The sequence below is a fragment of the Spiroplasma endosymbiont of Colias croceus genome (assembly GCF_964020095.1).
In the GTDB taxonomy this organism is placed as follows: Bacteria; Bacillota_I; Bacilli_A; order Mycoplasmatales; family VBWQ01; genus Spiroplasma_E.
Window position 1 is genome coordinate 1,051,888 of record NZ_OZ026536.1, and the last position, 21,097, is coordinate 1,072,984.

The 21,097-nt window shown below is 23.5% G+C and carries 26 protein-coding genes; 16 read left to right on the forward strand and 10 right to left on the reverse strand.

Annotation, left to right across the window (positions count from 1 at the left end; all coding sequences use genetic code 4):
• Positions 1 to 95: 95 nt before the first annotated feature.
• Positions 96 to 326 (reverse strand): hypothetical protein, encoded by a 231-nt coding sequence (locus AACL24_RS06525; RefSeq protein WP_339049226.1) that lies wholly within the window; start codon positions 324 to 326, stop codon positions 96 to 98.
• Positions 327 to 422: 96 nt separating this feature from the next.
• On the opposite strand from AACL24_RS06525, the gene AACL24_RS06530 reads away from it, so the two are divergent.
• On the forward strand, positions 423 to 845 hold the full coding sequence (locus tag AACL24_RS06530) for a transposase family protein (RefSeq protein WP_339045912.1): 423 nt from the start codon (positions 423 to 425) through the stop codon (positions 843 to 845).
• A gap of 23 nt (positions 846 to 868) precedes the next feature.
• Positions 869 to 1,276 carry a transposase family protein gene (locus tag AACL24_RS06535; RefSeq protein WP_339045908.1) on the forward strand — a complete coding sequence of 136 codons (408 nt, stop codon included), beginning with the start codon at positions 869 to 871 and terminating at the stop codon, positions 1,274 to 1,276.
• Between the two features lie 187 nt (positions 1,277 to 1,463).
• Here AACL24_RS06535 and AACL24_RS06540 read toward each other — a convergent pair whose 3' ends face one another.
• The gene (locus AACL24_RS06540) at positions 1,464 to 2,456 is read right to left on the reverse strand and encodes a hypothetical protein (protein WP_339049227.1); all 993 of its coding nucleotides are present in this window, start codon (positions 2,454 to 2,456) and stop codon (positions 1,464 to 1,466) included.
• A gap of 311 nt (positions 2,457 to 2,767) precedes the next feature.
• On the opposite strand from AACL24_RS06540, the gene AACL24_RS06545 reads away from it, so the two are divergent.
• Both AACL24_RS06545 and AACL24_RS06550 read left to right on the forward strand, forming a co-directional pair.
• Positions 2,768 to 3,190, forward strand: a complete 423-nt coding sequence (locus AACL24_RS06545; RefSeq protein ID WP_339045912.1) for a transposase family protein — start codon at positions 2,768 to 2,770, stop codon at positions 3,188 to 3,190.
• 23 nt (positions 3,191 to 3,213) lie between these two features.
• Entirely contained in the window at positions 3,214 to 3,621 is a 408-nt protein-coding gene (locus AACL24_RS06550) for a transposase family protein (RefSeq protein WP_339045908.1), read from the forward strand.
• Between the two features lie 173 nt (positions 3,622 to 3,794).
• On the opposite strand, the gene AACL24_RS06555 is transcribed toward AACL24_RS06550, so the two are convergent.
• Entirely contained in the window at positions 3,795 to 4,124 is a 330-nt protein-coding gene (locus tag AACL24_RS06555) for a hypothetical protein (protein WP_339049228.1), read from the reverse strand.
• Positions 4,125 to 4,187: 63 nt separating this feature from the next.
• Here AACL24_RS06555 and AACL24_RS06560 point away from each other — a divergent pair, with 63 nt between their 5' ends.
• Positions 4,188 to 5,348 carry an Mbov_0401 family ICE element transposase-like protein gene (locus tag AACL24_RS06560; protein ID WP_339046499.1) on the forward strand — a complete coding sequence of 387 codons (1,161 nt, stop codon included), beginning with the start codon at positions 4,188 to 4,190 and terminating at the stop codon, positions 5,346 to 5,348.
• A gap of 268 nt (positions 5,349 to 5,616) precedes the next feature.
• On the opposite strand, the gene AACL24_RS06565 is transcribed toward AACL24_RS06560, so the two are convergent.
• On the reverse strand, positions 5,617 to 7,185 hold the full coding sequence (locus tag AACL24_RS06565) for a hypothetical protein (protein ID WP_339049229.1): 1,569 nt from the start codon (positions 7,183 to 7,185) through the stop codon (positions 5,617 to 5,619).
• Positions 7,186 to 7,512: 327 nt separating this feature from the next.
• Here AACL24_RS06565 and AACL24_RS06570 point away from each other — a divergent pair, with 327 nt between their 5' ends.
• The 5 genes from AACL24_RS06570 to AACL24_RS06590 all read left to right on the forward strand — a co-directional run bounded on the left by AACL24_RS06570 (position 7,513) and on the right by AACL24_RS06590 (position 14,418).
• A complete protein-coding gene (locus AACL24_RS06570; RefSeq protein WP_339049230.1) occupies positions 7,513 to 9,654 on the forward strand; it encodes an ATP-dependent Clp protease ATP-binding subunit in 2,142 nt (713 codons plus the stop codon).
• An 83-nt stretch (positions 9,655 to 9,737) separates the two neighbouring features.
• The gene (gene hrcA / locus AACL24_RS06575) at positions 9,738 to 10,751 is read left to right on the forward strand and encodes a heat-inducible transcriptional repressor HrcA (RefSeq protein WP_252320996.1); all 1,014 of its coding nucleotides are present in this window, start codon (positions 9,738 to 9,740) and stop codon (positions 10,749 to 10,751) included.
• Between the two features lie 15 nt (positions 10,752 to 10,766).
• Complete coding sequence (locus tag AACL24_RS06580; RefSeq protein ID WP_281748893.1) at positions 10,767 to 11,411, forward strand: nucleotide exchange factor GrpE; 645 nt, start codon at positions 10,767 to 10,769, stop codon at positions 11,409 to 11,411.
• 14 nt (positions 11,412 to 11,425) lie between these two features.
• Positions 11,426 to 13,273: a molecular chaperone DnaK gene (dnaK, locus tag AACL24_RS06585; protein ID WP_339046440.1), complete on the forward strand. Its 1,848-nt coding sequence runs from the start codon at positions 11,426 to 11,428 to the stop codon at positions 13,271 to 13,273.
• A gap of 20 nt (positions 13,274 to 13,293) precedes the next feature.
• Entirely contained in the window at positions 13,294 to 14,418 is a 1,125-nt protein-coding gene (locus AACL24_RS06590) for a DnaJ C-terminal domain-containing protein (RefSeq protein ID WP_339049231.1), read from the forward strand.
• Between the two features lie 34 nt (positions 14,419 to 14,452).
• Here the strand turns inward: AACL24_RS06590 and AACL24_RS06595 are convergent, their stop codons facing one another.
• Positions 14,453 to 15,307 carry a DUF1295 domain-containing protein gene (locus AACL24_RS06595; RefSeq protein ID WP_339049232.1) on the reverse strand — a complete coding sequence of 285 codons (855 nt, stop codon included), beginning with the start codon at positions 15,305 to 15,307 and terminating at the stop codon, positions 14,453 to 14,455.
• A gap of 223 nt (positions 15,308 to 15,530) precedes the next feature.
• On the opposite strand from AACL24_RS06595, the gene AACL24_RS06600 reads away from it, so the two are divergent.
• The 3 genes from AACL24_RS06600 to AACL24_RS06610 all read left to right on the forward strand — a co-directional run bounded on the left by AACL24_RS06600 (position 15,531) and on the right by AACL24_RS06610 (position 17,111).
• Positions 15,531 to 15,719, forward strand: a complete 189-nt coding sequence (locus tag AACL24_RS06600; RefSeq protein ID WP_339049233.1) for a hypothetical protein — start codon at positions 15,531 to 15,533, stop codon at positions 15,717 to 15,719.
• A 120-nt stretch (positions 15,720 to 15,839) separates the two neighbouring features.
• Positions 15,840 to 16,616, forward strand: coding sequence for a BspA family leucine-rich repeat surface protein (locus tag AACL24_RS06605; RefSeq protein ID WP_339049234.1), 777 nt, complete (start codon positions 15,840 to 15,842; stop codon positions 16,614 to 16,616).
• 177 nt (positions 16,617 to 16,793) lie between these two features.
• A complete protein-coding gene (locus tag AACL24_RS06610) occupies positions 16,794 to 17,111 on the forward strand; it encodes a hypothetical protein (protein ID WP_339049235.1) in 318 nt (105 codons plus the stop codon).
• A gap of 139 nt (positions 17,112 to 17,250) precedes the next feature.
• Here AACL24_RS06610 and AACL24_RS06615 read toward each other — a convergent pair whose 3' ends face one another.
• From AACL24_RS06615 to AACL24_RS06625, 4 genes are all read right to left on the reverse strand, one after another.
• The gene (locus tag AACL24_RS06615) at positions 17,251 to 17,448 is read right to left on the reverse strand and encodes a transposase family protein (RefSeq protein ID WP_339049399.1); all 198 of its coding nucleotides are present in this window, start codon (positions 17,446 to 17,448) and stop codon (positions 17,251 to 17,253) included.
• Positions 17,430 to 17,642 (reverse strand): hypothetical protein, encoded by a 213-nt coding sequence (locus tag AACL24_RS15545; protein ID WP_422398084.1) that lies wholly within the window; start codon positions 17,640 to 17,642, stop codon positions 17,430 to 17,432. Before AACL24_RS15545 ends, AACL24_RS06615 begins: the two co-directional genes overlap by 19 nt.
• Positions 17,639 to 17,968, reverse strand: a complete 330-nt coding sequence (locus tag AACL24_RS06620) for a transposase family protein (RefSeq protein WP_339046414.1) — start codon at positions 17,966 to 17,968, stop codon at positions 17,639 to 17,641. Before AACL24_RS06620 ends, AACL24_RS15545 begins: the two co-directional genes overlap by 4 nt.
• A 246-nt stretch (positions 17,969 to 18,214) precedes the next feature.
• The gene (locus tag AACL24_RS06625) at positions 18,215 to 18,787 is read right to left on the reverse strand and encodes a UPF0236 family transposase-like protein (RefSeq protein WP_339049236.1); all 573 of its coding nucleotides are present in this window, start codon (positions 18,785 to 18,787) and stop codon (positions 18,215 to 18,217) included.
• A 96-nt stretch (positions 18,788 to 18,883) separates the two neighbouring features.
• On the opposite strand from AACL24_RS06625, the gene AACL24_RS06630 reads away from it, so the two are divergent.
• Entirely contained in the window at positions 18,884 to 19,306 is a 423-nt protein-coding gene (locus AACL24_RS06630; protein ID WP_339045912.1) for a transposase family protein, read from the forward strand.
• Between the two features lie 23 nt (positions 19,307 to 19,329).
• Complete coding sequence (locus AACL24_RS06635; RefSeq protein ID WP_339045908.1) at positions 19,330 to 19,737, forward strand: transposase family protein; 408 nt, start codon at positions 19,330 to 19,332, stop codon at positions 19,735 to 19,737.
• 187 nt (positions 19,738 to 19,924) lie between these two features.
• Here AACL24_RS06635 and AACL24_RS06640 read toward each other — a convergent pair whose 3' ends face one another.
• Positions 19,925 to 20,497, reverse strand: coding sequence for a UPF0236 family transposase-like protein (locus AACL24_RS06640; protein ID WP_339049237.1), 573 nt, complete (start codon positions 20,495 to 20,497; stop codon positions 19,925 to 19,927).
• A 296-nt stretch (positions 20,498 to 20,793) separates the two neighbouring features.
• Here AACL24_RS06640 and AACL24_RS06645 point away from each other — a divergent pair, with 296 nt between their 5' ends.
• Positions 20,794 to 21,087 (forward strand): hypothetical protein, encoded by a 294-nt coding sequence (locus AACL24_RS06645; protein ID WP_339040929.1) that lies wholly within the window; start codon positions 20,794 to 20,796, stop codon positions 21,085 to 21,087.
• Positions 21,088 to 21,097: the final 10 nt, after the last annotated feature.

A 21,097-nucleotide genomic window follows, 5' to 3' on the forward strand; every position in this document is an offset into this window, starting at 1 on the left:
ATTTTTACAAGTATGCTTTTAAACGAAAAATAACGCCTAAATTCAAGGCGTTTATTTTGTGAAACCATAACTATTAATTATATTGTACTTGTTTATTATATGGCAAATGTGAAGATGCTTTTTTTCACAGTAGCATTATTTTTACCCCTAATTATATTTTTATATGGATATAGTGCATAAAACAATGCATCATATGGGTCTTGATACATATTTTTGTCAGGAATGTTAGTTTTGGTTTGGTCATAACGTAATTCTTCTAAACATTGAGTAGTTTTTGGTAAATCATCTTTATTAGCATAAAAGTTTCCATAACTCATAATAGACATATTCCGTAATTAAATTTTTTAAAAGTCAATTAATAATTTTAAAATTTATTTTATAATTTTGTTATTAACAATAAATTTAGAAAAGTGTTGATAAAAATGATTTTTGAAAATTTAAAAAAATTAAAAAATGAAGAATTTTATAGATATTTTGGTATAAAACGTTTTCATTTTAATGAAATGTTAGAAAAATTAATTGAAATAGAAAAATTAGAAAAAAATAAAGGTCGAAAAAATAAACTTTCAGTAGAAGAAAGATTAATGATGACTTTATTATACTGAAAAGAATATTATACTTTTTTTCAAATGAGTATTAAATCTAAAATGAGCCCATCAAGTTGTTTTCGAAATATTACTTGAGTAGAAAATAAACTTAGTAACCACAAAGATTACCAATTTTTAAAAGAAAGATATAAATTAAAAATTGATAAAAAACAAGAAAATTCAAATGAATTTCAATTTTATTTAATTGATTCAACTGAGATTGAAATTGAAAGACCAACTAAAAAAAACTACAGTTAGAATATTTTTCTGGTAAAAGTTGAATGTATTCTATAAAATTTCAAATTGTATATGATTTTTTTAATAAAAAAATTGTTGATATTTTTGCTGATAATGGTAAAGTGCATGATTTTCAAATATTAAAAAATTCAAATCTTGAATTTTCAGAAAAAACAATAATTATTGGTGATTTAGGATATCAAGGTATACAAAATATTTATAAAAATACAATAATACCAATTAAAAGAACTAAAAATAAAAAATTAACTAAACAAGAAAGAAAATACAATAAGATTGTATCTAAAATTAGAATTAAAGTTGAACATGTCTTTGCTTGATTGAAAAGATTCAAAATTTTAGTAAATAAATGTAGAAAATCTAAATTTAGACTTATGTACTTAAGATTTAACTTACTTTGTGAAATTTTTAATAAAATAAAACCATTAAAATAAAAAAAATATTAAAAATATTTTTTTAAAATTTAAATTTTTATCGAGTTAATATAAAAATATTATTAACAATTTTTTGTTTAAAATGTAAACTCATTTTTTAAACTATTTTTTCAAAAAATATTTATTTCTATATTCAATAACACTAAATAGTTTTAAAACAATTTTATTGACAATTAATTAAATTTAATTACGGAATATGTCCAATATTTCTCATTCAAACTACTCTATTAGTTAATCCTGCTTCTTGATTTAGATTTGAAGCATGTTTAATAGCAGTTTGTGTTATTAAAATAGTATTATGTTCATCTATTAATTTTTGATTTAATCAATCAATGGCTGTTCTTGCTTTATCATCATAAAAATAAATTGCTTGGTCAAAATTTTCAAAATTATCCATTAATCCTAAAATTTCATTTACATAAGCATTAATTTTTTCATTTTCATTAATAAAATCATTTGGAGTAACTACTAATTCACAAATAACATAAGGGTCATAATATCCAGTATTATTATATTCTTTAAAACCAACTATCATAAATACAGTATGGTCTTTTGGACCAGTTGCTCAATCAATACCAACACTATAAAAATCAAATTTATACATATCTTTTTCTTGATTATAAAATTGTTTTAAGTCATATAATTGTCAATATTTTACTGTTTTTTGAAATGGGAAAATTGTTGCATCACTATCTAAAAATTCAAAACCATAATAAACAGTATTAAATTCATCAGGATTACTTTTTTCCATTTCTAATAATGTTTTTTGTTGAATTTCAGGTAATTTATCTCAAAACGGTTTAATAGTAAATCTTAAAATAAATAAGCCTAAACCACTAAATATATCTTTATTTTCATAATAAATTTTACCAACTTTTTTAAGATTTTCCATGACCTTATCATTTAAAGGTAAAAATGGCGTGCAATACTTTAAATAAAATGGGTGGTATTTATCATAAGGATTGCATGTAAAAGTAATAAAAAAACTTTTGTAAAAATAGCGAGTAATTGATTTTCCAAAGGTACTACTATATATATTTTTATCAATAAATGTTCAACTTCACTCTTTAATTGGTTCATTTGAAACTTTAATACGATTACTTCTAAACATAGAATTTTGTAATCATTCATATCGATATGTTAATTGCTTTTCTGTTAATGTTTCTTTTTCTTCTGCCATAATTATTTCATCAGTACGTGAACCTAAAAAACTTGACCCACCTGCTTCTTTTCCAAAAATCTTATTACCATTAGCATAACCAATAAAATCAATTTGTTGATTATTAGGAAAAATAATACTACCACCATCCTTAGTAATTTTTCACTTAATACCATATGAATTATTAGGTAATAAATTAATATCATATTTTTCTAGTAAGACTTGACAAAAGACATATTCCGTAATTAAATTTTTTAAAAGTCAATTAATAATTTTAAAATTTATTTTATAATTTTGTTATTAACAATAAATTTAGAAAAGTGTTGATAAAAATGATTTTTGAAAATTTAAAAAAATTAAAAAATGAAGAATTTTATAGATATTTTGGTATAAAACGTTTTCATTTTAATGAAATGTTAGAAAAATTAATTGAAATAGAAAAATTAGAAAAAAATAAAGGTCGAAAAAATAAACTTTCAGTAGAAGAAAGATTAATGATGACTTTATTATACTGAAAAGAATATTATACTTTTTTTCAAATGAGTATTAAATCTAAAATGAGCCCATCAAGTTGTTTTCGAAATATTACTTGAGTAGAAAATAAACTTAGTAACCACAAAGATTACCAATTTTTAAAAGAAAGATATAAATTAAAAATTGATAAAAAACAAGAAAATTCAAATGAATTTCAATTTTATTTAATTGATTCAACTGAGATTGAAATTGAAAGACCAACTAAAAAAAACTACAGTTAGAATATTTTTCTGGTAAAAGTTGAATGTATTCTATAAAATTTCAAATTGTATATGATTTTTTTAATAAAAAAATTGTTGATATTTTTGCTGATAATGGTAAAGTGCATGATTTTCAAATATTAAAAAATTCAAATCTTGAATTTTCAGAAAAAACAATAATTATTGGTGATTTAGGATATCAAGGTATACAAAATATTTATAAAAATACAATAATACCAATTAAAAGAACTAAAAATAAAAAATTAACTAAACAAGAAAGAAAATACAATAAGATTGTATCTAAAATTAGAATTAAAGTTGAACATGTCTTTGCTTGATTGAAAAGATTCAAAATTTTAGTAAATAAATGTAGAAAATCTAAATTTAGACTTATGTACTTAAGATTTAACTTACTTTGTGAAATTTTTAATAAAATAAAACCATTAAAATAAAAAAAATATTAAAAATATTTTTTTAAAATTTAAATTTTTATCGAGTTAATATAAAAATATTATTAACAATTTTTTGTTTAAAATGTAAACTCATTTTTTAAACTATTTTTTCAAAAAATATTTATTTCTATATTCAATAACACTAAATAGTTTTAAAACAATTTTATTGACAATTAATTAAATTTAATTACGGAATATGTCCAAACATTCATTAAAGCACCAATTGTAGTTTCACTATGGGTATTTTCGTATCTTCTTACTTCTTGAACACTGCTATCGCTAAAATTACAGCATATAAATAAATCAAATGCTAAACAATTTCAAGTTTTTCTTGTTCCCCCTGCAGTTGGAATAAAACGATAAAAACAATTAGTAGTAAAATATTCTGCTCATTCATCACCAACAAATTGTTTAAAAATATCTCAACTAAAACCATAATTATTATCACTAAAATTAAGATTATATTTTTTATTTAATTGTGCATAACTAGTGATAAAAGCCATATTTACTCCTTATTAACACATATAAGTTAAAATTAAATTATTTAAAAGAAAGGAAAATTAAAAATGATAAAATTACCATTTCCTAATCATTTTGATTGAGACAAACACTATTTTAATCAAGATGAATTAAATTTACAACAAACAGAAGAATTATTTGCAAAAATAGATGATTATTTATGAAGTACATGTGATAAATCTGCATATAAATCATATAGATTTAGAAAAAGAAAATTAAAAACAAAAAAAGGTTTATTAAATTATAAACGACGTATTTGTACACATTATAACATAGAAAAACAAAAAACTGAATACGTATCTTTATTAGATAATTATCTTGGTGTTAAAAAATATAGTAAACTTGCACCTAATGTTATTAAACAAATTTTAAAATTTTTTGCTGATGGAAAAAAGTATCGTGATGTTTGTGATACTTTTATTGAAGATTTAATAGGTACTAGTACAGTTTGTAGAACATATAAAAAGTTTGAATTACCAAAAGCTAATATTCCTAAAATACCATTGCAACTAAATCAAACTCTATACATAAATATTGATGAGGGACATAGAAAATTTAAGTTTAATGAAAAACACAATACTAAAAATTGTAAAAAATGTTCTATGAGATTAATAGTATTTTGTACTGGTAAAAAGAAAAATGGAAAATTAATTAATAAAAGAGCTGTATGTAAAATAAGAGTATCAAAAACAGAAATTGGTGCAGAAAAAACAGCTAAATTAATTCAAACATATGGTAATTTATATTTTGAAAATTTTGACCAAGCAAATTTAGTAGTTTGTGGAGATAGTGCAAAATGAATTAGAAAAACTGCTACAATTTTAAATGCTAAATTTATTTTAGATAAATTCCATGCTTTTCATGTTTTATTTCTTGGTATAATGGCCGGAAGAAGAAAAAATAAAATTGCTAAATTACACTATCAAAATGCAATAAATTTATTTTCCAAAGGTCAATATTATGAATTAATTGATTTTTTACAATTACTAACTTTGCAATATAAAAAATTAAAAGTTGGTTATTTTATTAATGCAAAAGATGGCGTATTAAACCAAGCATTAGTTGAAAATATTGGTTGCTTTACTGAAACTAATATTAAACAAATTTTAAAGCATATGATTGGTGATAGAACCTATAATATTGATATGTATACAAAAATGGTTAATTTTAAATGCTATCAAATAAATACCGCCATCCAGTTATTATAAAATAAAAACTTAAATTTAAAAATAACTAAAAATAAAATAAAACTTATTAAAGTAACTATTAATAAGGATTTTTGAATTATAAAAGTAAGTATTATTGTTGACTAATATTTTACAAGTGTTAATATTAACATACAATTGCATATTGAAGTCAAAATTATTTTCGTCTAACTTTATAATTTTAAGACAAATTTGAATATTATTGACATCTTCGGTATGCTCCCAAATTTAGTAAACTATATCTATAATGACTAGAGTTACCCCAAACTGCTTACTTTTTAATTTTCTTTCTTCTTAATATTGCTATAACTACTGGAATAGCAATAATAACTAATAAAAAAGTACTACCAATAATTATAATATTTCAATTATTAATTAAAGTTGTTGTTTTTGGTTTTATTTCTGGTAAGGCAAAAGGGTTATTTTTATTTTTTTCATCATGTTTAACATTAGCATATAAATGAGTAATTAAATCGTGCTCATAAAACAATAATCAATAACGTAATTGACCTGGATTTAGTACATCAATTGCACAATCTATATTAGTGGTTTCTTGTAAATACTGATTAAAATCAATACCAGATTGACTATTAGCAAAATTAGTAAAACCAGAAAACTTAGTTGATAAAGGATTAATATTATAAATATTTAAATATTGTCTTGAAGAACTATCAACTTTATCATTTACTATTCTTTGTAATAAATAAATAGTATGATCTTCAGATTGATATGTTTTTAATGGTTGATTTGAAATAGGTGTTACCTTTTCTTCTTGTGGAACAAGATTATCATCAACACGCTGATATATTCATTTATCTTCACTAACATTAGCAGTAATAACAGCTTCTGATTTAATTTGGCTAAAAGCAATCATTTGTAAATTATTATTTTTTTCTTCATTAATAAAATATTGATGAATTAATGAAGATTTATCTTCTTTTTCATTAATAAATTGAATGTCTGGCATAGAACTATTAATAGTAAGTGTTTCTTGTCTTAAAACGGTACTACCATCACTATCATTTCATTTAACATTATATATAGTGGGTTTATTTTTAGTATAATCTTGGTTTAAAATAGCATAGTCAAAAGTTTTATTACTATTAGTTTTAACAATTTTTTTTATTTCTCTGTTTTCATTATTAATAGAAATTTCTAATCCTGATTTTTTAAAAGGAGGATGCACATAAAAAACAAATATTTCATTACTAAAACTATCCTTAGTATTTGCAAATGGTCCAATTGGAAATATTTTAGCACGCGTTTCAAAATTAGATTTTTGAAAATTAGTACTTGGTTGTAAATTATATGGAACTTCCATTAAAGTATTAATGTCACTTGCTTCATATATTGTTGCAAAAAGTCCTGCATCAATACTTTCTTTAATTGTTTGATGATATTGTAAAATTAAATTATTACTTTTTTCATTAAAAGTATGACCAAAAGCACCCGCAGTAAGAAAACCTTGTGCATTTTTAAAATAACTACTATTATCATTAATAATACTTTTTAATTGACTATAACCTTGATCATTAATAATATCATTGGTTTCAATATTACTATGTGTTCAATCATTATTAATAATTTGATCATAACTATCAAAATTAACATTTAATGGTGTACTTTTAACATTATTATATAAATATTGTGAATCATTATTTCAAGATTTAATACTATTAACTAAGTTACGATTTGATGACTTAACAGTAATATGAAAGCCGCTAACTTTACTATTACTAGTTTGATGATTTTTATTATTAAAACTAATACTTAATACTGAGGTTACTAATAAACTGCTAGCACTAAGTAATAAAATTAATTTTTGTTTAAATTGTTTCATAATATTTCCTTATAAATTTAATATTTAAAAGTTATTAAATTACTATTTTTTATTTTTATCTAGCAATTATGTAATTAGTATATCAATTCTTTTAAAAATATGATATATATTATTTACACGAGAAATATATATTTAAGATCTAAAATACCTACAAGATCTATCACAAATATTAATATTATATTAAGTTTCTTTAATTGAAAATACTTATCCCTAAGTCAATTAAATATAAAATTAGCAGTTACTACTTGAAACTGCTAATTTTATTTGTTAGTATATTAATATGATTAGCAATCAAGTAATTATAGTGCTAAAAAGAGGAGTGACATTATGCAATTAAATGAAATCCCTAACTATAGTAATGATCCTAAAATTCTTGATAAATTTGCTCGTAATCTAATTGTACAAGCTAAAACAGGAAAAATGGATCCTATTATTGGACGTGATGAAGATATTCGTAAAGTAGAAGAAATACTCTTACGAAAAACTAAAAACAACCCCGTCTTAATCGGTTTACCTGGTATTGGTAAGACTGCTATTATTGAAGGTTTAGCCCAACGTATTGTTCGTGGTGATGTTCCCAGTAACTTAAAAGATAAAATTATTTATGAACTAGATATGGGAGCACTAATTGCTGGCGCTAAATTCCAAGGTGAGTTTGAAGAACGATTAAAAGCGGTTATTAACCAAATTAAAAATTCTAATGGAAAAATTATTTTATTTATTGATGAACTACATTTAATTGTTGGTGCTGGTAGAACACAAGGTTCAATGGATGCTTCTAATTTACTAAAACCAATGTTAGCACGCGGTGAACTACGTTGTATTGGTGCCACAACACTTGACGAATATCGTCAATACATTGAAAAAGATGCAGCCCTTGAACGAAGATTTCGTAAGATGATTATTAAAGAACCAACAACAGAAGATACAACTGCTATCTTACGTGGTTTAAAAGAACGTTTTGAAGCTTATCATGGTGTCAAAATTCATGATAGTGCATTAAGAGAAGCTGTTTATCTATCTAATAAATATATTAATGATCGTTACTTACCTGATAAAGCAATTGACTTAATTGATGAAGCTTGTGCTAGTATTAAAACTGAAATTGCTTCGGTTCCTAGTGATTTAGATGATATAAGAAGAAAAGTCTTACAATTAAAAATTGAACAAGCAGCCTTAAGCAAAGAAAAAGATGAAAATTCGCAAACAAGACTAATTGAAGTCGATAAACAATTAAAAACTAAAAAAAATATTTTACAACAATTAGAAGATAAATGAATCAAAGAAAAGTCAGCATTAGACCATATTACTAGTTTAAAAAATAAATTAGAAAATGCTAAATCAGAATTAGAATTGTATCAATTATCAGGTAATTTTACAAAAGCTGGTGAACTACAATATAGTATTATTCCCAACTTAGAAAAAGAACTTAAAGATAGTGAAAATATAAAAAAAGATAATCCTTTACTACGCGAAGATGTTACTAGTGAAGATATTGCAAAAGTTGTTGCAAAATGAACTGGCATTCCTGTTACTCGTTTATTAGCAACCGAAAAAGAAAAATTATTAAAATTACCCTTAACTTTAAATACGAGAATTAAAGGTCAAAGTAATGCCCTACAGTTGGTAAGTGATGCTTTAATTAGAGCTCGTGCTGGCATTAAAGATCCCAATCGCCCAATTGGTTCATTTATTTTCTTGGGTCCAACCGGTGTTGGAAAAACTGAAGTTGCTAGAACCTTAGCTGATATTTTATTTGATAGCGAAAAAAATATGGTTCGTATTGATATGTCAGAATTTATGGAAAAACACGCAGTTAGCAAATTACTAGGTTCACCTCCTGGCTATGTTGGTTATGAAAACGGTGGACAATTAACCGAAAAAGTAAGAAGAAATCCTTATAGTATCATTCTTTTTGATGAAATCGAAAAAGCCCATCCTGAAGTATTAAATATTTTATTACAAATTCTTGATGAAGGTAGAATTACAGACAGTCATGGTCTCTTAATTGACTTTAAAAACACAATAATTATTATGACTTCAAATCTTGGTTCACAAGAACTATTAAGTGGTAAAGATAACAGCAAAGAGCAAGCATTAAATATCTTAAAAAAATCATTTCGACCAGAATTTATTAATCGAATTGATGAAATTGTTATCTTCAATCCATTAAGTAAAAAAGTTATAACAGAAATTATTATTAAAGAATTAGATACTTTATTATTGCGATTAAGACAAGAAAAAAATTTACAATTATCTTATGAATCAGAAGTAGTTAATAAAATACTAAAAGATGCTTATGATGAAGAATATGGCGCACGACCGATTAAACGCTATATTCAACACTATATTGAAACTATTATCGCACAAGCTATTATTAAAGAAGAACTAATACCCCACAAACGAATGATAATTACTATCAATAAAGACAATATGTTTATTCTCAGTAAAAAAATAAAATTCAATTAAGTCTTGATATTATTACACTCTCAGTTATAATTATATAAGTATTGGCATTCAATGTTAATGAATGCTAAAAAAGGTGGTGAACAATGTTAAGTAACAGACAATCACAAATTTTAAAAATCATTGTTGAAAAATATATTAAAACAGGATTACCAATTGGTAGCAAAACTATTTTAGAAAATAATAACAATATTAATTTTTCTAGTGCTACTATTCGTAATGAATGTGTTGAATTAGAAACATTAGGATTATTAGAAAAAGCACATAGCTCTAGTGGTCGTATTCCTTCAACAAAAGGTTATCGCTATTATGTTGATAATTTAATGAATATGGGTGAACATCAAGAACTAGAAATCTTGAAGAAAAAAATAGCAGAAGTATTTAATAACCGTAACTTAGTAATTACCGAAGTATTAAATAAAACTAGTAGTATTTTAAGTGAAATGACTAATTTGATTAGTATTGTTACTGGTCCTAATATTAATGAAGATACTTTAAAAAAAATTGAATTAATACCGATTAGTAATGATAATGCTTTAACAATTTGTATTACTAGTAATGGTCATGTTCAAAACAAAATGTTTAATATTCAAGAAACATCATTAACCGATTTATCAATTGCCATTGATATTTTTAACACCAGATTAATTGGTACTAAAATTAGTGAAATTAGTGAGAAAGTAAATTTATTAAAACCAATCCTTGAACAACAAGTACAAAAATCAGAATATATTATTCAAGGATTTGTTAACACTTTAATTAATTTCTCACGACCACTATCAACAACACACGGTGTTCAATATATGTTAGAAAATCCTGAATTTAATGATATTAATAAGGTTAAAACAATTATTAAATTCATTGAATCACAATCACCATGAATGTATTTTGATGAATTAAATAATAATCAACTACAAATTAAAATTGGTGAAGAACTGGGTAATGAAAATAACGATATGGCAATGATTACTACTACTTTTAAAGTTCATGATGGTGAACAAGGACAAATTGCAATTGTTGGACCTAAACGTTTAGAATATGAAAAACTAACTGAAATTCTAAATTGGATTAATCAAACATTGATTAAAAACTTTAAATAGAAATGAGATGATAAAATGACAAAAGCTAAAAAAGATAACATTGATAACGTATCAGCAACAGAAACTAAAGATACAACTATTTCAACTCCTGTTACTGAAACACCAGTAAGTGTCGAAGAAGAAAAAATATCATTAAATAAAGAAATCGAATTAGAAACAAAAATTAAAGAATTAACAACAGAACTTAATAAAATTAATTCACAACAAAAGCAATTAATGCTAGCTACTAGATTAAATACCATTAAAGAATTAGAAATTCAAAATAAAGAACACATTAAATATGCTAACCAAAAAATTATTAAAGATTTAGTTCATACTTTATTAAATTTCCAACGAGCACTAAACTTTAAAACTGATAATGCAGCTGTTCAAAATTTCCTAGTTGGTTTTAAATTTATCTATGAAGAATTAATTAAAGCACTTGGTAAAGAAGGTTTAAAAGAAATTACTGCTAAAGTTGGAGATCAATTTAATTCTCACCAACATGAGGCAGTAGAAATTATTAATGATAATACAAACAATGCTTATCAAAATGTAAAAAATAATACTATTGTTGAAGTTATAGCTAATGGTTATGAATTGCATAATCGTGTCATTAGCACCACTAAAGTTAAAGTTTTTCAAACTAAAGAAGAAAAAACAGAAACAAAGAAAAATTAAGGAGTGAAAATATTATGTCTACAAATAAAACAACAAATAAAGAAATCATTTTAGGAATCGATCTAGGAACAACTAATTCATGTGTTGCCGTAATGGAAGGTGATAAGCCAAAAGTTATTGAAAATGCCGAAGGCGGAAGAACAACACCATCAGTTGTTGCTTACAAAGATGGTCAAATTATGGTTGGTGAAGTTGCTAAACGTCAAGCTATTACTGATCCAGATAATACTGTTAGTTCAATTAAAAGAATTATGGGAACTAAAGAAACAGTTAAAGCCGGTACTAAAACACGTAAACCAGAAGAAGTATCTGCAGAAATTTTACGCACTATTAAAACTTTTGCTGAATCAAAATTAGGTAAAAAAATATCAAAAGCAGTTATTACTGTTCCTGCTTACTTTAACAATGAACAACGTGAAGCTACTAAAAATGCAGGAATTATTGCAGGATTAAAAGTAGAAAGAATTATTAACGAACCAACTGCTGCTGCCATCGCTTATGGTTTAGACAAACAAGATAAAGATCACAAAATTTTAGTATTTGACTTAGGTGGTGGAACATTTGACGTTTCAGTTCTAGAATTAGCAGGTGGAACATTTGAAGTATTATCAACTAGTGGTGATAACAAACTTGGTGGTGACGACTTTGATGCCTTAATTGTTCAACATTTAGTTAGTGAATTCAAAAAAAGTAATGGTGTTGACTTATCAAAAGATAAAATGGCAATGCAACGTTTAAAAGATGCTGCTGAAAAAGCAAAAAAAGACTTATCAGGAGTAGTACAAGCTGATATTTCATTACCATTTATTTCAATGAATGCCTCAGGTCCATTACATTTAAATGAAAAATTAACACGTGCCAAATTTAATGAACTAACAAAATCACTAGTTGAAAGAACTATTGCTCCTGTTCGTGATGCCTTAAAAGAAGCTAAATTAAGCAAAAATGAAATTGATGAAGTTATTTTAGTTGGTGGTTCAACAAGAATCCCAGCTGTGCAAGAAGTTATTAAAAACGAAATTGGTAAAGAACCACATCGTGGTGTTAACCCTGATGAAGTAGTAGCTTTGGGTGCTGCTATTCAAGGAGGAGTATTATCGGGTGATGTTACTGACGTTTTACTATTAGATGTAACTCCTTTATCATTAGGTATTGAAACTTTAGGAGGAGTAATGACGCCATTAATCTCTCGTAATACTACTGTTCCTACTAAAAAGTCACAAGTTTTTTCAACTGCTGAAGACAATCAACCCGCTGTTGATATTAGTGTTTTACAAGGAGAACGTCCACTAGCTAAAGATAATCATTCACTGGGTCGTTTCCAATTAAGTGGTATCGAACCAGCACCAAGAGGTGTTCCACAAATTGAAGTTACTTTTGATATCGATGTTAATGGTATTGTATCTGTTAGTGCTAAAGATCTAAAAACTAATAAAGAACAAAAAATTACTATTAGCAATAGTGGTACTTTAAGTAAAGACGAAATTGAAAAAATGGTACAAGATGCTGAAAAGAATCGTGAAAACGATGAAAAACATAAAGAAGAAATTGAATTATCTAATCAAGCACAAGCCTATATTTATGATATTGATAAAATGACTGCTGAAGTTACTAAATCAGCAAAAGAAGGCGAAGCAGAAAATCCACAAATTGCTGAAATGAAAAAACTACGTGATGACTTACAAAAATCACTAGATGAAAAAAAATATGATGATTTAAAAGAAAAACTAGAACAATTAAAACAAGCATTTGCTGCTGCACAACAATTTATGAACCAACAAAAACAAGAACCAACAGATCATATTAAAAAAGATGATAATAAAAGTGATGATGTTATTGATGTTGACGCAACAACTAAATAAAATAATTAGAGGTGGACAAAATGGCAAGTAAAAAACGTGATTATTATGAAATTCTAGGAGTTTCGCGTAATGCTACTCCAGATGAAATTAAGAAAGCGTTTCGTACGCTTGCAAAAAAATATCATCCCGATTCACCAAGTGGTGGTGATGAAGCTCGATTTAAAGAAATAAGTGAAGCTTATCAAGTTTTATCTGATACTAATGAAAGAGCAAAATATGATCAATTTGGTCATGATATGCCCGGAGTTGGTAGTTCTTCTGGCTTCGGTGGCTTTGGTGGTTTCGGTGACTTTAGTTCGGCATTTGGTGACTTATTTGGTGACTTATTTGGTGGTAATAGAAGACAACAACAACAACGCTATAATGGTAAAACACCAGGTGATAATATCCTAACAAAAGTTGAAATTAGTTATCGTGATGTATTCTTTGGCAAAAAAATGACCATTAGTATTAACATTGATGTTGCTTGTAATGATTGTAAAGAAACTGGTGCTAGAACTCCTAATGATATTAGTACATGTGATAAATGTAAAGGTAAAGGAGTTCTTGAATATGTTCAACAATCACCATTAGGTATGTTTAGACATCAAGGTGTTTGCAACCAATGTCAAGGACTTGGTAAAATTATTCGTCAAAAATGTTTAAAATGCAAAGGACATCGCTATTATATTGAAAATCAAAAATTAGAATTTGATATTCCTCGCAGTATTTTTGATGGTCAACAAATTAGAATTAAAGGTAAAGGTAAAATTGGTCATAATGGTGGCACTCAAGGCGATTTATTTGTTGGTATTAATATTAAGCGACATGCTTTCTTAGATCGTCAAGGTAGTGATATGTATATTAAATTACCAGTATCTTACTTAGATATTATTTTGGGAAATATTATTATGATTCCTACCTTTGAAGGAATAATTAAACATAAATTACCATTAGGACTACAATACGGTGACAAAATTACTTTAAAAAATCAGGGATTCTATTACCCTAATAGTAGTAAACGTGGTGATTTACATGTTATTCTTGATATACAAATGCCTAATAAAGTTACTAAAACAGAGCAAGAAAAATTATGAAATATTAATAACGAAACTAAATTTGATCCAAATGAAGATTTTGTTAATAGTGCAATAAAAAGAATTTAATAAATTAATATATAAAAAATAAGAACATATGTTCTTATTTTTTATATATTAATTTTTTCACTTTATTAATTGGACCTTTTTTACCAATATAACACATTACACAACTAGTTTCATTTAAATATTTGTAATAATCTTCATTAGAGTGGAACCTTTGTCATTGTTTTACTTCTCATATTGGTATGTCGGTAATATTAATTACTACAACATTAAAATACAACGGACTTAATAATCATAATAAATGAAATAAATAATTTATATCACTATTAATATTTTTAAATAATAAATCACAAATAAACAATGCTGTCATCATATATCAAAACTCAATTTCTGCTAAATAATTAGGGTGACGACAATCTTTTCATAAACCATAATTAATAAAAAATAAATCATGTTTTTTCTTTAAGGAAAATCTAAACTTTTGTCAATCTGCAATTGTCTCAATAACTAAAAATAAAATAGCAAGCATAATAAAAATAAGTAAGTAATTATTAAATGTACTATTAAAATAACCAATATCAAGACTTAATGCAAAAACCGTAGGAATACTAATCATAAAAACTGAAATTCCTTGTAAAATTGAAAAAATACTAAATTTTCAAAAATTAATAATAATTTTATCAAAACGATATTCAACCTTATGTTTAATAATTTTTAATAATAAAAAACTACCTAATCTTAGAGCTCAAATATTATAAAGAACAAACAACGAAATTTGGACAGGACTAAAATTTTGCTTTCACGCAACGATGATCACACTTAAATAAATAAAACTTAAACAATAAATAATATCAGTTAAAATAGTAGTTTTAAAAATAAAAGCTATCATAAAGAAAATAAAATTAATAGTTAATGATATTAAAAATATTCAAAGTATAATATAAAAATCCATAATAAATACCTCTCTAAATTATATTAAATATATTTCAATTATAACAACTAATGAAATAAGTTTAATAACTTAGATTTAAATTTTAATTTTGTACAAAAATATATTTAAATTATATATTTTAAATATATAATTCAATTATAAACTTACATAATATAAGTTTATAATTAACTTTAGTTTTAAAGTAATTGAATTTTTAATTTTAAAATAAAGGGGAATTAAAATTATGCCATCAATAACTGAAATAGTTAATATATATTACACACAAGATTTATTAAAAGAAAGAGAAAAAAATAAAAATATTAAAAAAGAAAAAGTAAATGACAAATTAGATGTTATTAAAATAAATGCTAATGATACACAAAATAAACAAAATTCAACAAACAAAGATAATAGTTATTGTAGTATTTCATAATTTGTTATTAATACAAATATACAAAAATAGTTAATTGCATTTATTTTTAAAAACACTAAAATGTAGTTAACTTCTTAAATTTAAGAAGTTATTGGAAAAAATAAAAAGGGGGTTTTCATAATGAAAACATTATTAACAGCAGTAAGTCTTTTAACACTTGCAACAACCACAGGAAATTTAACAAGTTTCTTAAACTCAACTATACAAAAAAATGATATTACAACTAACTATATTCAAAATAAAACTCAACAAGACACAATTTATATTGACAAAGATGGCAAACAAATAACAACTAGTGAAAGAGACCTATCAAAGATAAATAGTAAAGAAATTATTCAAATTGGATTTTTTAAAAATACATTAGAAGAAATTCAAGTTGTTAGAATGCCAAGAACAATTGAAAAAGTACCTGACAAATTACCACCAGAAATCACATCTTTAAAAAATATGTTTACAGGTGCAACCTTATTCAATCAAGACCTTTCAACATGAGATACTTCCAATATAACAAATATGAATTTTACATTTAATGGAGCCACTTCATTTAATAGTAATATTACTAATTGAAATGTTTCTAATGTAAAAAGTACTTTTGTTATGTTTGCAAATGCAACTTCATTCAATCAAGATCTTTCAACATGAAATGTATCTAATATAAACCGTTTTAGTCTTATGTTTTATGGTGCAACCTCATTCAATCAAAACCTTTCAAATTGAAATACTTCTAATGCAGTATATATGAATTTTATGTTTTATGGCGCTAAATTATTTGATCAAGACCTTTCAACATGAAATGTAAAAAAAGTAAGAGAACATAGTAACTTTGCAAATTATTCAGGAATTACTAATCCTAATAAATTACCAAAATTTAAAAATAATATTATAACAATATATTAATTAATATATTACTAATTTTTCTTGCCTTTTATATTAATACTTAAAGTGTTAAAATTAAGATGGATAGAAAATATTTCCAAGTTTTGGATTAATATTATCATTCCTAAAATTTATAGAAACTATTATTAATCCAAAATATCCTTTTAATTTATCACATATATAAAGAAGGTGTTTAAAATGAAAAATTTAATTACTGCCCTAAGTCTTTTAACACTTGGTACAACTGTAGGAAATTTAAGTAGTAACTTAAAGACTAATCAAAAAACAGAAGCTGTTAATACTATTTTAAACCAAGATATAAAAAAAGTAAGTAATGTTGATTTATCTAATATTACTGCTGAAAATAACGTTTGAAAATATCTAACAAAAAATAACGTAGCAACATATGCAGGTGGCGAAAACTATTATCAATATTATTTTGCTTACCATGTTATTGGATTAAATCATGATACATTAGACTTCTTGCAAAACTATGATATTAATCACATTTTTTAAGTTTAAAAATTTATTTTAATAACACTTTTAATATTTTTTAAAAATTATTGTTCAAAATATGTTTTATTTTTTGTCATTAAAATACAACAAAAATTATTATTTCAAATAAAAAAATAAAATATTAAATTATCAAATATATTTAAATTAATAATTGTAAATTATAAATTGAAGCTATTAAATTAAATCTTAATGCAAATTTTTTTCTTCTATTTCGATATTTTTCACTAATAATTTTAAATTTTTTAAGAATCGCAAAAACATGTTCAATAAAAACTCTCATTTTTGAAATAGCCTTATTATTTTTCTTTTCTTCTTTAGTTAAAGGGTTTTTTTTGATTTTCGTTTAGGTAATAAGACATTTTTATGTATGTTTTGTATACTTTGATATCCTAAATCTACTAAAATAGTTGTTTCTGATAAAAATTTCGTTTTTGAATTTTTTAAAATTTTAAAATCATGATTTTTACCATAAGAAAAATAAGAACTTATAATTTTTTTACTATCTTTTTCAATTATGACTTGAGTTTTTATTGTATGTTTTTTCTTTTTTCCTGAATAATATTGTTTTTGACTTTTTTTGGGCGTTGAATAGTACTTTCAGTCACATCAATGATAACTGTTTTATCTTTAAAATTATTATTTAACAGTGATTTTTGCCCATCAAGTTGTTGAAAATCAGGATGTTTTATTAAAGTATTTTCTATTCACTTGATATTCCTATAGCAACTACTTTCACTAATTCCATAACTTTTAGCAATATGAAAATAAGTTCGATATTCTCTTCAATATTCTAAAGTCATTAATAAACGATTTTCTAATGATAATTTATTAGGTGTACCACCATGGGAGATTGTCAAAAATCCGGAATAAATTAAATCTATATATTTTTATTATAATTTTAGACAAGAAATAATTTGGATTTTTATGAAATTGTACATTCATCTTACTATTTTTTAAAATATATTTCAACTAAAATACTTAATTTTAAAAATTACTAAAATAAATTTAATATTTATACACAATAAAAATTCTTAACTTATTAAGTATATGTAAAGTATTTATTTTTTATTAAAATATTTTTAATTAGAAATTTTTATATAAAATTATGTTTCAAAATTTATCTTATTACATTTAAAAATAACCATTTTAATATAAATTGAAATATTATATGTTCTATTACCAAGCATTTCTTTTAAAACATGCCAAATATTAGTTTCTGTAAAACAACCAATATTTCACTTTGCACCTTGATTTTCAATACCTTCTTTATTATTTTTAAAGTATTGTTTTTTTAATTTTTTATGATTATCTAATTGATTATATAAATAGTTAATTAATTGTTCATATTGACCATTATTAATTAAATATTTACAATGATTATATTCTTCTAAATATTTTTCTTTATTTCCAGCCATTATACCAAGATATAATGTTCTAACTAAATGAAATTTATCTAAAACAAACTGTGCACCTAAATAATCAGCAACTTCTTTAATTCATCCTGCACTATCACCACAAATAATAATTTTTGCTTGTTCAATATTTTCATAAAATTTTTGACAATGGTCTTTAACAAATTCAGCAGTTTTTTTAACTCCAATTGGAGTTCTTGTTTTTCTTATAATTGCTTTTACTCTTTTATTTTGTACTTTATGATTAATATTATCTGTAGACATATTCCGTAATTAAATTTTTTAAAAGTCAATTAATAATTTTAAAATTTATTTTATAATTTTGTTATTAACAATAAATTTAGAAAAGTGTTGATAAAAATGATTTTTGAAAATTTAAAAAAATTAAAAAATGAAGAATTTTATAGATATTTTGGTATAAAACGTTTTCATTTTAATGAAATGTTAGAAAAATTAATTGAAATAGAAAAATTAGAAAAAAATAAAGGTCGAAAAAATAAACTTTCAGTAGAAGAAAGATTAATGATGACTTTATTATACTGAAAAGAATATTATACTTTTTTTCAAATGAGTATTAAATCTAAAATGAGCCCATCAAGTTGTTTTCGAAATATTACTTGAGTAGAAAATAAACTTAGTAACCACAAAGATTACCAATTTTTAAAAGAAAGATATAAATTAAAAATTGATAAAAAACAAGAAAATTCAAATGAATTTCAATTTTATTTAATTGATTCAACTGAGATTGAAATTGAAAGACCAACTAAAAAAAACTACAGTTAGAATATTTTTCTGGTAAAAGTTGAATGTATTCTATAAAATTTCAAATTGTATATGATTTTTTTAATAAAAAAATTGTTGATATTTTTGCTGATAATGGTAAAGTGCATGATTTTCAAATATTAAAAAATTCAAATCTTGAATTTTCAGAAAAAACAATAATTATTGGTGATTTAGGATATCAAGGTATACAAAATATTTATAAAAATACAATAATACCAATTAAAAGAACTAAAAATAAAAAATTAACTAAACAAGAAAGAAAATACAATAAGATTGTATCTAAAATTAGAATTAAAGTTGAACATGTCTTTGCTTGATTGAAAAGATTCAAAATTTTAGTAAATAAATGTAGAAAATCTAAATTTAGACTTATGTACTTAAGATTTAACTTACTTTGTGAAATTTTTAATAAAATAAAACCATTAAAATAAAAAAAATATTAAAAATATTTTTTTAAAATTTAAATTTTTATCGAGTTAATATAAAAATATTATTAACAATTTTTTGTTTAAAATGTAAACTCATTTTTTAAACTATTTTTTCAAAAAATATTTATTTCTATATTCAATAACACTAAATAGTTTTAAAACAATTTTATTGACAATTAATTAAATTTAATTACGGAATATGTCCTGTATATGTTACTATTAATCTCATAGAGTATTTTGTACCTTTACGTTTAAAATCTCAAAATTTTCGATGTCCATCATCAATTGCTACAAAAATAGGTTGATTTTTTTCCAATTTTACTTTTACTGGATTTGCTTCATTTATTTTTAAATTTTTAAAAACTCTATGAACGCTACTAAGACTAATACCTGCCTGTTTACAAATCGCACAAATATCACGATATCTTTTTCCATCAGCAAAATTTTCAATAATAGTATCTTCGATATCTTCACCAATTCTTTTATATTTTGGAAGTTCCATTTTTTCATCAACTAAACAAACACGAACTAATTTTTGTAATTTTTCATCAAAATATTCATAAATTCTTCTTTTATAAGTTACTAATCCATACATTGTTTTTCTTGTTCGATATTGAAAATCAACAATTTTATATTTCTTTTTATCTCTTGTATTTTTTATTCTTCAATCTCACTTTTCTCATTTCTTTGTTATATGTTCTAAAATTAATTTATCAATTTTAGGATATTGTTCTTTATAAGTTCATTTATAATTAAAATTCAATTTTACTTCTCCTAGCTATTTTAAAAAAATCTAAATTTATTGTAAATATATTTAAAAAATTAATTTACTTAATTATTATATAAATATATAAGTGTAATTTTAAATAAAATAAAAATTATTTTAAAAAATGCTTTCATATTTAAAATATAATAAACAATTTCAATATAATTAATAGTATAGGTATCACAAAATAAACGCCTTTAATTTAGGCGTTATTTTACATTTAAAAGCATACTTGTAAAAATAATCAAAAATAGTACAATTTATAAGTAAAATCAAGGAAAAAAAGAGAATTTATGAGTAAAAAAAGGAGTAAAGTTCGAAAAAAGGTAAAAAGTAAACAAAAACAATTTAAAATAATGAATGATAATTTTGATGAAGAAATTGTAATTTGTCAAAGAAAAGGATGTAATAATATTTCAGATAATATTGTTCATGTAGTAATTGATGACGAAGAATTAGCAAATATTTTTGCATGTGAAGAACATGCAGATGAATGTGAAGATAGATTTGTACCTGAATTATTAGAAAATATTAAAAAAATAGAAAATGATGACGAAATTAATAATGCAGAACATTTAATAAATTAAAAAGGAGAAG